General features: G+C 68.0%; 13 protein-coding genes and 2 pseudogenes. 4 read left to right on the forward strand and 11 right to left on the reverse strand.

The window, feature by feature from the left end; all coding sequences use genetic code 11:
- The coding region (locus VQ042_RS15995; protein ID WP_331821045.1) for a YqaA family protein at positions 1-381 on the forward strand (381 nt) is incomplete at its 5' end.
- Positions 382-1,300: 919 nt separating this feature from the next.
- Here VQ042_RS15995 and VQ042_RS16005 read toward each other — a convergent pair.
- Positions 1,301-2,083: a glutaredoxin gene (locus tag VQ042_RS16005; protein ID WP_331821049.1), complete on the reverse strand. Its 783-nt coding sequence runs from the start codon at positions 2,081-2,083 to the stop codon at positions 1,301-1,303.
- Positions 2,084-2,140: 57 nt separating this feature from the next.
- On the opposite strand from VQ042_RS16005, the gene VQ042_RS16010 reads away from it, so the two are divergent.
- Entirely contained in the window at positions 2,141-2,566 is a 426-nt protein-coding gene (locus VQ042_RS16010; protein ID WP_331821051.1) for a MerR family DNA-binding protein, read from the forward strand.
- Between the two features lie 29 nt (positions 2,567-2,595).
- Here VQ042_RS16010 and VQ042_RS16015 read toward each other — a convergent pair whose 3' ends face one another.
- The 4 genes and pseudogenes from VQ042_RS16015 to VQ042_RS16030 all read right to left on the reverse strand — a co-directional run bounded on the left by VQ042_RS16015 (position 2,596) and on the right by VQ042_RS16030 (position 5,679).
- A complete protein-coding gene (locus tag VQ042_RS16015) occupies positions 2,596-3,069 on the reverse strand; it encodes a GlxA family transcriptional regulator (protein WP_331821053.1) in 474 nt (157 codons plus the stop codon).
- 24 nt (positions 3,070-3,093) lie between these two features.
- Positions 3,094-3,276, reverse strand: a pseudogene (locus VQ042_RS16020) (DJ-1/PfpI family protein); the annotation flags it as partial.
- Positions 3,277-3,452: 176 nt separating this feature from the next.
- Positions 3,453-4,100, reverse strand: a pseudogene (locus VQ042_RS16025) (magnesium chelatase domain-containing protein); the annotation flags it as partial.
- Positions 4,101-4,296: 196 nt separating this feature from the next.
- Positions 4,297-5,679: a hypothetical protein gene (locus VQ042_RS16030; protein ID WP_331821055.1), complete on the reverse strand. Its 1,383-nt coding sequence runs from the start codon at positions 5,677-5,679 to the stop codon at positions 4,297-4,299.
- Positions 5,680-5,844: 165 nt separating this feature from the next.
- On the opposite strand from VQ042_RS16030, the gene trhO reads away from it, so the two are divergent.
- A complete protein-coding gene (gene trhO / locus VQ042_RS16035; RefSeq protein WP_331821057.1) occupies positions 5,845-6,729 on the forward strand; it encodes an oxygen-dependent tRNA uridine(34) hydroxylase TrhO in 885 nt (294 codons plus the stop codon).
- 16 nt (positions 6,730-6,745) lie between these two features.
- On the opposite strand, the gene pobA is transcribed toward trhO, so the two are convergent.
- Genes pobA through pcaC form a run of 6 tightly spaced genes read right to left on the reverse strand, consistent with a single transcriptional unit; the run spans position 6,746 to position 11,337 of the window.
- Positions 6,746-7,927: a 4-hydroxybenzoate 3-monooxygenase gene (gene pobA / locus VQ042_RS16040; RefSeq protein ID WP_331821059.1), complete on the reverse strand. Its 1,182-nt coding sequence runs from the start codon at positions 7,925-7,927 to the stop codon at positions 6,746-6,748.
- Positions 7,924-8,706, reverse strand: a complete 783-nt coding sequence (locus VQ042_RS16045) for a CoA-transferase subunit beta (RefSeq protein WP_331821061.1) — start codon at positions 8,704-8,706, stop codon at positions 7,924-7,926. Before VQ042_RS16045 ends, pobA begins: the two co-directional genes overlap by 4 nt.
- Positions 8,706-9,563: a CoA transferase subunit A gene (locus tag VQ042_RS16050; RefSeq protein WP_331821063.1), complete on the reverse strand. Its 858-nt coding sequence runs from the start codon at positions 9,561-9,563 to the stop codon at positions 8,706-8,708. Before VQ042_RS16050 ends, VQ042_RS16045 begins: the two co-directional genes overlap by 1 nt.
- Positions 9,564-9,580: 17 nt before the next feature.
- A complete protein-coding gene (pcaG, locus tag VQ042_RS16055) occupies positions 9,581-10,207 on the reverse strand; it encodes a protocatechuate 3,4-dioxygenase subunit alpha (protein ID WP_331821065.1) in 627 nt (208 codons plus the stop codon).
- Positions 10,208-10,933 (reverse strand): protocatechuate 3,4-dioxygenase subunit beta, encoded by a 726-nt coding sequence (gene pcaH, locus VQ042_RS16060; RefSeq protein WP_331821067.1) that lies wholly within the window; start codon positions 10,931-10,933, stop codon positions 10,208-10,210.
- The gene (gene pcaC / locus VQ042_RS16065) at positions 10,930-11,337 is read right to left on the reverse strand and encodes a 4-carboxymuconolactone decarboxylase (RefSeq protein ID WP_331821069.1); all 408 of its coding nucleotides are present in this window, start codon (positions 11,335-11,337) and stop codon (positions 10,930-10,932) included. Before pcaC ends, pcaH begins: the two co-directional genes overlap by 4 nt.
- Positions 11,338-11,435: 98 nt before the next feature.
- On the opposite strand from pcaC, the gene pcaQ reads away from it, so the two are divergent.
- Positions 11,436-12,359, forward strand: a complete 924-nt coding sequence (pcaQ, locus tag VQ042_RS16070) for a pca operon transcription factor PcaQ (protein ID WP_331821071.1) — start codon at positions 11,436-11,438, stop codon at positions 12,357-12,359.
- The last annotated feature ends 31 nt before the right edge of the window (positions 12,360-12,390 follow it).

Here is a 12,390-nt window from a genome sequence, read left to right on the forward strand (position 1 = left end):
GGGGTGTTCTGGTCGGCCTTTCTGGCCGCCAGCATCCTGCCGGGTGCCTCCGAGGTGCTGCTCGTCCGCGGGACGGGCGAGCCATTGTTCGTCATCGCCACCGCAACTGTCGGCAACACCCTCGGCTCCGTCACGAACTGGGCTTGCGGCCGCTTTCTCTTGCACTATTGCGACCATCGCTGGTTCCCGGTATCCCCACGGCAGATCGAGGGATCGCTCCTGTTCGCCTGGACGCCGGTCGTCGGCGACGCGCTGACCGTGATCGCCGGGACGCTGCGTGTCCCGATCGTGCAGTTCACGCTCCTCTTCGGAATCGGCAAGCTCGGGCGCTACCTCGTCGTCGCGGGCGGTGCGATGGCTATGGGTGGGAGCGAACCGTGAAGGCCGCCGGTCACGGTCGAGACAGTTCGGCCATCGCGATGACGATGAGGAACACCCCGGCAGCCGCCTCGATTCCCCGACCCGCCGCCACCCAACCTGCGCCACCGAGGATCGCGGCCGCCCGCTCTCGTAGGAAGACCGTCGCGAGCGCGACGACGGAAAGGGTGAACGCGACGCCGATCATCATCGCGAAGGCAAAGGCGATCCCCTCTTCCGGAACACCTCGGGTCACCGCGAAGGTCATGGCGAAGAGGGTCAGCGGGCAAGGGATCAGTCCAGCCGCCATCCCGACCCAGGCTCCGCCGCGCACGTGTCCACGCGGCCCCCGTGCGGCACGCCACAGCATCCAGAGGCCGACGGCGACGAGGATCCCGCGGCTGACGTTCATCAGGAGAGGGGCCTGCCCGGCATCGCGCCCGAAAGCGAACTTCACCAGGGGAAGCGACAGCCAGGCGATGGCGACCGCGGTCAACATGTGCGTGAACGCCAGCGCCAAGGTGACGCCGAGGCTGCGTAGCCATCCTATGGGCGATCCCGCCAGATAGGCGGGGAGGACCGTCTTGCTGTGGNTGTGCGTGAACGCCAGCGCCAAGGTGACGCCGAGGCTGCGTAGCCATCCTATGGGCGATCCCGCCAGATAGGCGGGGAGGACCGTCTTGCTGTGGCCGGGCGTCATCGCGTGGATCGCCCCGAACAGGATCCCCATTGGGAGGACGGACGCGAGCGAGAACCAGTCCCGGCTCTCGGCGAAAACTCTCAGGTAGTCGGCCAAGCTGGCGTGGAGTTGGGTCTGGATCTGAACGAGGTAGGGGAGCATCGCGCCCCCCTATAATACTGTTGCGGGATACTCGACAAATCGTCCGAGTTGCCGATGGACGCTTTAGGCACCACTGATGCTTTGGACGCCACGTCTGCCTCATTACATCACGTGGGTCGCACCGGCCCACACGCCCGACGCCGCGACGGCCATCCAGACCGCCATGGCGACCATCATCAAGTTCTCGGTGAGCGAGACGAAGCCGAGTGGGACGTTGCTCGACCCGCCGACGCAGGCGCATTTCAGCTCGCGCTTGTCGATGTAGACGGCCTTGAACACGGACACCGCCCCCACCGTGCCGATGAGCAGTGCGACCGGAATGGAGAGCCAGTTCAGCGCGCCGGCGATCATCAGAACGCCAGCCAACCCCTCGGCGAAGGGATAGATATAGGAGTAGGGCACCCATCGCTTCGCCAGCAGGTCATAGTTCAGGAACATGGTGGCGAAGCTCTCGACGTTCTGGAGCTTCAGGAGCGCCAGCACGACCATGCTGAAGGCAATGAACCACTCGGCGGCACGCAGCGTGAGGGGGGTGCCGTAGACGGCGTAGCTCGCCGCGAGCGCCATCAGGGCGGTCATCGAGAACAGCGCGATGACGGGCTTGTAGCTGGTGGCGTTCGGATCGGCGACCGCCTTCCCGAAATGGCGACGCACGTCGTCGTAGCCGCCGATCCGCTCGCCGTCGATGAAGGTCTGCGGAGTCGTCTTCACGCCATGCTCTGCCTTGAAGGCGTCGGTCGCCTCGCGAGAAGTCAGCCATTTGTCCTCAACGGCGTAGCCTTGCCGTCGCAAGAGATCCTTGGCTTTCAGCCCGTAGGGGCAGACGTGAGTGTCCATGACCATGCGGTAGAGCGTGGCGCGGCGGGGTTCGGACGTGGATGACATGGGAGCAGCTCTCTTATCTGTTGGTCGTGAGGCTGCATCCCATATAGGGTCCGTACCATGGTACGGAGTCAAGCGATGCGAGAACTGATGATTGCGGGGCTGGCGCGCGAAGGCGGGGTCGGTGTCGAAACGGTCCGGTACTACCAGCGGCGCGGGCTGCTGGAGACGCCCGAGCGACCCGAGACAGGCGGACACGGCGGGAGCGTTCGGCGCTATGGCGAAAGGGACGTACACAGGCTGCGGTTCATCCGTACCGCCCAGGCGGCGGGATTCACGCTGGAGGAGATCGCCGAGCTGCTCGCCCTCGACGCCACCGACGATCGAGCACGCGCCCGCCAGCTTGCCGCCGAGCGCGTAAGGGCGCTGAACGCCAGGATCGCGGAAATGGTGGCAGCGCGGGATGCACTCTCGCGCCTGGCGCGGGAGTGCGGGGCTGGGTCGTCCGGGCCTTGCCCGATCATCACGGCATTCGACCAATCGTAAGCCGAGATTCGAGATGACTTGTTTCCCGGTTATGCTCTCGTCCGGAAACGCCTGCGATACTCAGCGGGCGTCAGGCCTACGATCCTGGCGAACACCTTCCGGAAAGCACCGGGATCGGTGTAGCCAACCTCCCAGGCCACCTGATCACCCATGAGTTCTCCCTGCTGGAGCAACTCCCGGGCGTGGCCAACGCGCAAGCGTTGCGCATAGTCCGTCGTGGTCAGGCCCGTCGCCTTCTGAAAACGCCTGAGGAACGTGCGCTCTTCCAGCCCCGACTGCTCGACGAGACCCGCAAGGTCGAAGCTCCGCCCATCCGTCTCCTCCAACCAGCGCTGGACCTTCAGGATAGGCGCGTCGCCATGCTTCAGCCGCGGCGAGAAGGCGCTGTAGTAGCTCTGCTCGCGGCCGGGAGGATCGATCAGGAAGGCGCGCGCCGTATCGAGCATGGCCGCCGCACCCAGAAAGCGGTCCACGAGACGCAGGGCGAGGTCTGTCCAGGCCATCACGCCGCCCGCGGTGAGGATTTCGCCGTCATCGATCAGCAGACGGTCGACATCGACGGAGGTCTCCGGGAACCGAGCGTGGAACTCTTCCTCGTAGGTCCAATGGGTCGTGACGGTTCGTCCCGACAGGAGGCCCGTTTCCCCAAGCAGGAACGCGCCTTTGCAAATGGAGGCGAGGGCTGTTCCCGACGCGTGCCGGTCGCGCAGCCACTCGGCATAAGGCGGCGTCCTCGCGCTTCACCGGCTCGCCCAGTCCCGGAGGAGCGGTATCTGAGGATTGCCAGCACCACTTCCCCAATGTCTGCTTCCGGGGAGACATCCGGCAAGTCCGGACGTCTCGGAAGGGTCGGAAGCCGCCGCCTCCAGCCAATATTAATGTATCACAACATCAGGAGGTTGTGGCCACCGGCCGCGGCGATCTCCAGTGCCCGCTTGGCGACGATCTGGCCCTTGATCTCGGCCAGGTCGGGCAGGTCGGTCGGCGCGGCCCGGACCGCCGGTTCCGGCCGGGCGATGATCTGCGTGCCGCGGAAATGATTGGCGATCTGGATCAGGCTGCGGGCGGCCACGATGTCCATGTCGCGGCTGGCCCAGGCGGCCTCCGCGCCGCTCTCGGCCGGGCAGATCAGCCCGAGGCCGATGGCGTTGGCGCCCATGGCCGCCGGCAGGGCGCCGGCGACGGCGGTGGTCATGCCGTCGAGGGAGAGTTCGCCCAGCACCACGTAACCGGCGAGGGCATCGGACGGGATGGCGCCGAGCGCCGCCATCAGTCCGAGCGCGATCGGCAGGTCGTAATGGCTCCCCTCCTTGGGCAGGTCGGCCGGGGCGAGATTGACCGTGACCTTCTTGGGCGGCATCGACAGGCCGGATGCGTGCAGCGCCGCCTGGACGCGCTCGCGGCTCTCGGCCACCGCCTTGTCGGGCAGGCCGACGATCTGGATGCCGACCTTGCCGGGCGCCACCATCACCTGCACGTCGACGGGGATCGCCTCGATGCCCTGAAACGCCACGGTCTTGACCCGCGATACCATCCCATCACCCCTCGTGATGAACCCGGCGGCATCCGCGACGCCGGAAAGCGACGTCAGGTAAGCATGGAAATCGGAATGAAACAAGAACACGACGGGAACAAATCGTCGCCGAATCGAGTCGCGGAATCCGGATGGCCGAAGGGTTAAGGCTTCGTGAACGCCGCAGGCCTTTGTGCAGCGGGCGCGCGCGCTGACGTCAGAGCTGCGCCACCAGGAACACCGTCGCCGACAGCGCCAGCAGCCCGGCCACCATGAAGGCGCCGTTCCAGACCAGCCCGACCCTGAGTGCGCTGGTATGGCCGAGGCGGCCGATCAGCAGCGTCGTGGCGGTGAAGGGAGAGGAAGCGCCGGTGAGCGCCCAGCCGGCGGTGAGGGCGACCACCACGACATTCGGCGACACGCCCATCGACGCGGCCGACGGCAGCAGCGGCGCAAGCAGCGAGACCGACAGGATCGGGTTCATGCCGATCTGCCCGAGCAGCGGGATGATCCACACGATGGCGACGAGGATTGCCGAGGCCGGGATGGCGTTCAGCGCCGTCGCCTGGCCGGCGATCAGCGGCTGCAGCAGCGCGCCGCCGGTGGCACCGATGATTCCGGCCATGACCAGGAGGATCAGCTCGGACTGGAAGGACGGGATGTCCCGCAGGGCCAGCGTCTTCAGGCGCCCGGCGGTGCGCGCGGTCATCGCCTCCGGCCGGCGCGACTGGATGACGATCCAGCCGATGGAGATGCTCGGGACCAGCAGCATGACGACGGCGATGACCCGCAGGCCGGTGAAGAGTTCGATCACCGCCACGCCCGAGAACAGGAGCGCGAGCAGCGTCAGGAGCGGCTTCAGGTCGCGCCAGCTGCCGATCGGCTTGCGGCGTGCCGGAGACGGCTGGCTGAGCCTGGGCTTGTAGAGCGTGTCGAGCGACCAGCCGATGAAGGTGAGGAGGACGGCGTTGAAGATCGCGAACACCGCCGCGCCGCTCCAGGAGGAGCCGGGAACGACCGAGGTGGAGATCGCCATGGCGAAGGCGAGCGGCGACCAGGTGAGCGAGGCGACGAAGCCGCGCTGGATGGCCAGCAGCATGCGCCGGTTGCGGATCTCGCGGATCTCGGCGTTCTGCTCGCGGCTGGCGATGCTCTCGGTCAGCCCGCCGAGCAGCGAGATCGCGCCATAGCTGAGGATCAGCGCAAAGAGATGGCCGCCGGTAGTGAGCGCGAGATAGCGTTTGCCGGGGGGCTGGCTGGCGAGATACTGGCCGCATGTCTCGATCGCCGGCGAGGCGGAGGCGGGATTGCGCAGCGAGGCGAGCGCGATGAAGAAGGCCGCGATGAAGCCGCCCTGTTCGAGCCCCGTCACGGTGATGGCGAGCCAGTCGTCGCGGGTGACGAAGGCGATGGCGACCAGGCCGAGGCCGAGGGCGACGAAGGCTTGGCGCGACCAGCGCGCGCGCGGCGTGGCCAGAACGAGGAAGACGAGGATGCCGCAAGCCGCCACCAGGCCCGCGGCCTGGCTGCCGACCCATTCGCGCAGGAGGATGGCGAGGCCCGTGACGATCAGGACGACACCGATGAGACGGTCGATCAACGCTGGGACACTCCGCAGGCGATTGGGGCGGCGAAACAGTCTCCCTCTCTTAGCATCCCGGTGCGCGGCGTCACGCCTGACGGGCCGGTTTTCAACGGATGGTGGAGCGCCGGCCCGGGGCGCCGAAGGATTTGTCACGCGCGCCGCCCGGCGCTATGACGCGCCATGCTCCTGACCGTCGCCACCTTCTATCGCTTCGTCGCGCTGCACGACCTTCCCGCGCTGAAGGCCGCGTTGGCCGCCCTGTGCGCGCAGACCCGCACGCGGGGCACCATCCTGATCGCGCCCGAGGGGATCAACGGCACGCTGGCGGGCCCGCAGGCCGGCGTGGCGACCATGGTCGATCAGCTCGACCGGTCCTGCGGCATCCGGCAGGGCGAGCTGAAATATTCGACCGCCTACGACTGGCCCTTCGCCCGCGCCAAGGTGCGCATCCGGCCGGAGATCATCACCCTGCGGGCGCCCGAGGCCGACCCGTCGCAGCGCGTCGGCGCCTATGTTTCGCCGCGCGACTGGAACGCCCTGATCGACGATCCGCAGGTTCTCGTCCTGGACACGCGCAACCGCTACGAGACCAAGGTCGGCGGCTTTGCCGGGGCGGTGGACCCGGCGATCGACAGCTTCATCGACTTCAAGGCCTATGTGGATACGGCCCTCGACCCGGCCGAGCATCGCAAGGTGGCGATGTTCTGCACCGGCGGCATCCGCTGCGAGAAGGCCTCGGCCTACATGCTGTCGAAGGGCTTCGAGAGCGTCTTCCATCTCAAGGGCGGCATCCTGCAATATCTGGAGGACGTGCCGCAGGCCGACAGCCGTTGGCAGGGCGACTGCTATGTCTTCGACAGCCGGGTGGCCGTGGGGCACGGGCTGGCGGCCACCGACTGGGCGGCCTGCTATGGCTGCGGCCAGCCGCTGTCGGCGGACGAGCGCGCGAGCCCGGCCTTCGAGGAAGGCGTCTCCTGCGCCCATTGCATCGACCGCCTGACTGACGAGAAGGCCGCTGCCCTGCGCGAGCGCCAGCGCCAGATCATGCAGGTGCGCCAGGGCTGAGCAGCCTGCGGCCCGGTCAGTAGGGCAGCCCCACATAGTTTTCGGCGAGCGACGTCTGCGCCGCGACGGAATCGGTCAGATAGTCGAACTCCGCTTCCTGGATGCGCTGGGAGAAGGCGCCGTGCTCCTCGAAGCGGTGGATCATCGAGGTGAACCACCAGGAGAAACGCTCGGCCTTCCACACCCGGGCAAGGGCGGTCTCGGAATAGGTGTCGAGCAGCCCGTCGTCCTTGTCCTGATAATGGGCGATCAGCGCCTGCGACAGGTAATGGATGTCGGAGACCGCCAGGTTCAGGCCCTTGGCGCCGGTCGGCGGCACGATATGGGCGGCATCGCCGGCCAGGAACATGCGCCCGTAGCGCATCGGCTCGGCGACGAAGGAACGCAGGGGCGCCAGCGACTTCTCGATGGATGCGCCGCGCACGAGATTGCCGGCGACCGCGGGCGGCAGCCGCGCCTGCAGTTCGTCGAAGAAGCGCGCGTCCGGCCAGTTGGCGACGTCGTCGTTCGCGTCGCACTGGATGTAGTAGCGCGAGAGCTGCGGATTGCGCAGCGAGCAGAGGGCGAAGCCGCGGCTGTGATTGGCGTAGATGAGCTCGTCCTGGATCGGCGGCGTGCGGGTCAGGACGCCGAGCCAGGCGAAGGGATAGACCCGCTCGAAGGTCTCGATGCTGGCCGACGGGATCGTCTGGCGGCAGATGCCGTGGAAGCCGTCGCAGCCGGCGATGTAGTCGCATTCCAGCCGCTGCTCGCCCGCGGCCGTCCGGTAGGTCACGAAGGGGGCGTTGCCGGTGATGTCCTGGGGCGTGACGTCCTCGGCCTCGTGGACGACCGGCACGCCGGCCTCCTCCAGCGCGTCGTAGAGGTCGTGGGTGACCTCGGTCTGGCCGTAGACCATGACCGTCCGGCCACCGGTCAGGCCTCGGACGTCCAGATGCAGCGTTTCGCCGCGCCAGGCGATGTCGAAGCCGTCATGGACGAGGCCCTCGCGGTCCATGCGCCCGCCGACGCCCACGGTCCGCAACAGGTCCGCCGTGCCCTGCTCGAGCACGCCGGCGCGGATCCGCGACAGGACATACTCCCGGCTCTTGCGCTCCAGGACGACGCTCTCGATGCCAGCCCGATGGAGGATCAGCGCGAGCAGCAGCCCCGCCGGCCCGCCGCCGACGATGGCGATGCGGGTGCGGGTCGTCGTCACGCCGCGCTCCGCCGGTGCGCCGCCGCGGTGCGGGCCTTGATCTCGCGCAGGGTGGAGAGTTCCAGCTCGCTGGGGGGCGGGGTCTCGCCGACATCAGACGCATAGACCACGTCCCAGCCGCAGCTCGCCGCGATCGCCTCGCGCGAGGCGCCCGGATGGATGGACGCGACCTCGAATTCCTTGCTCACCGGGTTTGGCCGCCAGACCGCCATGTCCGTGACGAGCAGCGTCGGCCCCTTCGTGGTGATGCCGAGGTCCTGGCGGTCCGAGCCGCCCTTGCCGTGGCCGAAGGAGGTGAAGAAGTCGATCGCCTTCACCATGCCGCGCTTCGACTGCTTCATGGTGATGAACACCTCGCCGCAGGAGGACGCGATCTCGGGCGCGCCGCCGCCGCCCGGCAACCGGGTCTTCGGATGGGCGTAGTCGCCGATGATTGTGGTGTTGATGTTGCCGAAGGGATCGAGCTGCGCGGCGCCGAGGAACCCGATGGAGATCCGGCCGCCCTGCAGCCAGTAGCGGAACATCTCCGGCACCGAGACGGTGGTCAGCGCCGTCTCGCAGAGTTCGCCGTCGCCGATCGACAGCGGCAGGACGCTGGGCGCGGTGGCGATGGTGCCGCTCTCGTAAATCAGGGTGATGTCCGGCGCATGGGTCAGCCGGGCGACGTTGCAGGCAGCCGAGGGCGCGCCGATGCCCACGAAGCAGACATCCTCGTTCGACAGCGCCCGCGCCGCGGCGATGGTCATCATCTCGTCGGGCGTGAAATCCTGGCTCGCCATCACATCTTTCCCTTCACCGCGGCGACGCGGCCGGCGAAATCCTCCGGCCCGGCCTGCATCACATGGGTCTCGATCCAGGCCCTGAAGCGGTCCATGTCGGCGGCGATCTCGTCCCATTCCACGTAGGCCGCGTTGTCGCGGCCGTAATAGCCGCGGGCATAGGAGGGATGGGCCCCGCCCGGCACCACGGCGATCGCGCTGATCGTCCAGTGCGGCAGGATGGTCAGGTTGGGATGGGCATCGTCGAAATCGTCGACCATTTCCTCCACGGTTATGACGGCGCGCCTGGCCGCCAGCACCGCTTCCTTCTGGACGCCGAGAATGCCCTCGATCAGGACGTTGCCCTTGCGGTCGGCCTTCTGGGCATGGATGAAAGTCACGTCGGGCCGGATCGCCGGGACGGCGGCCAGTTCCTCGCCGGTGAACGGGCAGGTGATCGCGCGGATGTTCGGGTTGACCGCCTTCAGCCCGGCGCCCTTGTAGCCGCGGAACACCGCCAGCGGCAGGCCGGAGGCGCCGGCCTCGTAGGCGTTGGCGAGCGCCGCGTGGGAGTGTTCGTCGAGTTCCAGCGGCCGGGGCACGCCGTTCTCCACCGCGTCGCGGACGCGCCGCAGCAGCCCGACGCCGGGATTGCCCAGATAGGAGAAGATCATCTTCTTCACCAGCCCGCAGCCCACGAGCTGGTCGTAGATCAGGTCCGGCGTCAGCCGCACCAGCGTGAGCTCGCCGATCCCCTGGCGGATCACCTCGTGGGCCGCCGCATGGGGGATGAGATGGGTGAAGCCTTCGAAGGCTGCCGTGTCGCCGGGATTCAGATTGGCGGCAACGGCGTCTTTCAGTGTCGTGAACTGTGCCATGAAACTCCGTGCAGCCGTCAGATGTCGAAGAAGATCGTCTCGTTCTCGCCCTGCAGGTGGATGTCGAACCGGTAGGTCGGAACGCCGTCCTCCATGGTGCGGGGCGCGATCAGGGTGGGGACCCGCGAGCGGTGCTCGATCCGCGAAAGGATCGGGTCGGCCTCGTTGGCCGCCGCCTCGTCGGCGAAATACATGCGGGTGTGCAGGCCGAGATTGATGCCGCGCGCCACGATCCAGACCGTCACGTGCGGGGCCTGGGGTCGGCCGTCCTTGAACGGCACCGGGCCGGGCTTGATGGTCCGGAAGACGAACTCGCCGGTATTCATGTCGCCGGGCGAGCGGCCGAAGCCGGAAAAATGCGGGTCGGCCGCGCCGCGCGTCTCGGACGGGCCGGGATACAGCCCCGCCGCATCGGCCTGCCAGATCTCCACCATGGCGTCCTTCAGCGCGGTGCCGACGCCGTCGAAGACCCGGCCGACGATGCTGATGCGCTCGCCCTTCGTCTCGTCGTCGACCATGCGGGCGCCGAGGTCCTCGGGGAACACGCCCTCGATGCCGCAAAAATTCGGCGTGCAGCCGATATGGACATAGGGGCCGGCGGTCTGGGACGGCGATTCCTTCAGGTAGTCGAGGGGCTGCGCCATTCAGTTTCCCTCCGTCCGGTTCTCGAACAGGGTCGACCGGCGACCGCGCAGGACGATGTCGAAGCGATAGGCGCGGCTGTCCATCGGTACGGCGTTGTTCATGTCGAGGGGGGCGATCAGCCGTTCGACCGCGGCCCGGTCGGGAATGGTCGCCACGATCGGGCAGCGCCAGATCAGCGGGTCGCCCTCGAAATACATCTGGGTGATCAGCCGCTGGGCGAAGCCGAGGCCGAACACGGAAAAATGGATATGGGCCGGCCGCCAGTCGTTGACGCCGTTCGGCCAAGGATAGGCGCCCGGCTTGACGGTACGCAGGCGGTAGCTGCCGTCGACATCGGTGAGGGTACGCCCGCAGCCGCCGAAATTCGGGTCCAGCGCCGCCAGATAGGTTTCCTTCCTGTGGCGGTAGCGCCCGCCGGCATTGGCTTGCCAGAACTCCAGGAGCGCGCCCGGCACGCCGCGGCCGTTTTCGTCGAGCACCCGGCCATGGACGATGATGCGCTGGCCGATCGGATCGCCGTCATGGGCGAAATTGCGCAGCAGATCGTTGTCCAGTTCGCCGATCAGATCGTGGCCGAAGACCGGCCCGGTCATCTCGGAGATCGTGTTGTCGAGCGAGATGGGGGCCTTCCGGGGCGAGCGGGGCACGCTGGTCTTGTAGCCGGGGGTGAAGGCCGCCGGGTGCCAGTCGCGGTCGCGCTGGAAGAAGGAGCCGCCGCCGCTCATGCCGGGCCTGCCTCGGCCGCCCGGTCGATCTCGGCATAGACCGACCTGGCGATCTTGATGGCGTGGTTGGCGGCCGGCACGCCGGCATAGACGGCGACATGCAGCAGCGCTTCCAGGACGTCCTCGCGGGTCGCGCCGGTATTGGCGGTGGCGCGCACATGCATGGCGACCTCGTCGTCCTGGCCGAGGGCGGCCAGGAGCGCGATGGTGACGATGGAGCGCTCGCGATGGGAAAAATGCGGCCGCGACCACACCGTGCCCCAGGCGCCCTCGGTGATGAACGCCTGGAAGGCGGCATCGAAGCCGTCGCTCTGGGCCTGGGCGCGGTCGACATGGGCATCGCCCAGCACGGCACGACGCACCGCCATGCCGGTCCTGTAGCGGTCGCTGGGTTCCTGCTGCATGGTTCCTCCCGGTCGCCGTCAGCCTGGCACGCCCAGTATCGATCGCCGGAAAACTCATGTAAAATGATTTTCTGCGCTGTTCGCATAACCCAGAGGCCATGGATATCGACCCGCGGATCCGCCTGAGGCATCTGAAGACCTTCGTCGAGATTGCCCGCTCCGCCAGCATCGGCAAGGCGGCGGCGCGGCTGAACGTGTCGCAGCCGGCGGTCTCCAAGACCCTGTCCGAACTCGAGGCTATCCTGGGCGCGCGCCTCGTCAGCCGCGGACGCGGCGGCGCGGCGCTGACGCCGGTGGGACGGATGTTCCATTCCTATGCCTCGGCGAGCCTGGCCGCCCTCAGCCAGGGCATCGACGGCGTCGCCGAGACGCTGGCCGCATCCCAGCTGCGCCTGGCCGTCGGGGCGCTGCCGAGCGTGGCGGCGCGGATCGTGCCGGACGCGGCGATCGAGATGGCGCGGGTCGCGCCGGAGGCCGGCCTGACCATCGTCTCCGGCCCCAATGCCTATCTCCTGTCGCAGCTTGGTGCCGGTGCGCTGGACCTGGTGATCGGCCGGCTCGGCCAGCCCGAGGCGATGACCGGCTTCAGCTTCGCCCAGCTCTATTCCGAACGCGTCAGCCTCGTGGTGCGGCCCGGCCACCCGCTGCTGGCCAGCGCCGATCCCGGCCTGATCGCCGACTATCCGCTGATCTTTCCCGATGCGGATGCGGCGATCCGGAGCATCGCCGAGCGCTATTTCATTGCCCACGGCCTCACCCGGCGCCGCGACCGCATCGAGACCGTCGCCGACAGCTTCGGCCGCGCCTATGTCCGCAAGACCGACGCCGTGTGGTTCATCTCGTCGGGAGTGGTGGCGCTGGACGTGGCCGACGGCATGCTCGCCGAACTGCCGGTCGACATGTCCGGGACGGTGGGCCCGGTCGGCCTGACCATGCGCGGCGAGGGTGATCCGTCACCCGCCTTGCGGCTGTTCATCGAGGCCATCCGCACCACCGTCGCCGCGCACGGGCTCGCCCGCTGAGGCGGCGCGGCGCCGGCCGGCGTTAATCGCC

Source organism: Aurantimonas sp. A2-1-M11 (assembly GCF_036549475.1).
GTDB lineage: Bacteria > Pseudomonadota > Alphaproteobacteria > Rhizobiales > Rhizobiaceae > Aurantimonas.

Excerpts from the sequence above, each read along its gene's own strand:
- trhO (WP_331821057.1), top strand. The coding sequence starts at position 5,845 with ATGCTCCTGACCGTCGCCACCTTCTATCGCTTCGTCGCGCTGCACGAC.
- VQ042_RS16005 (WP_331821049.1), bottom strand. The coding sequence starts at position 2,083 with ATGTCATCCACGTCCGAACCCCGCCGCGCCACGCTCTACCGCATGGTC.
- VQ042_RS16045 (WP_331821061.1), bottom strand. The coding sequence starts at position 8,706 with ATGGCGAGCCAGGATTTCACGCCCGACGAGATGATGACCATCGCCGCG.
- VQ042_RS16015 (WP_331821053.1), bottom strand. The coding sequence starts at position 3,069 with ATGGCCTGGACAGACCTCGCCCTGCGTCTCGTGGACCGCTTTCTGGGT.
- pcaH (WP_331821067.1), bottom strand. The coding sequence starts at position 10,933 with ATGAGCGGCGGCGGCTCCTTCTTCCAGCGCGACCGCGACTGGCACCCG.
- pcaG (WP_331821065.1), bottom strand. The coding sequence starts at position 10,207 with ATGGCGCAGCCCCTCGACTACCTGAAGGAATCGCCGTCCCAGACCGCC.
- pcaC (WP_331821069.1), bottom strand. The coding sequence starts at position 11,337 with ATGCAGCAGGAACCCAGCGACCGCTACAGGACCGGCATGGCGGTGCGT.
- pcaQ (WP_331821071.1), top strand. The coding sequence starts at position 11,436 with ATGGATATCGACCCGCGGATCCGCCTGAGGCATCTGAAGACCTTCGTC.
- VQ042_RS16050 (WP_331821063.1), bottom strand. The coding sequence starts at position 9,563 with ATGGCACAGTTCACGACACTGAAAGACGCCGTTGCCGCCAATCTGAAT.
- VQ042_RS16010 (WP_331821051.1), top strand. The coding sequence starts at position 2,141 with ATGGTACGGAGTCAAGCGATGCGAGAACTGATGATTGCGGGGCTGGCG.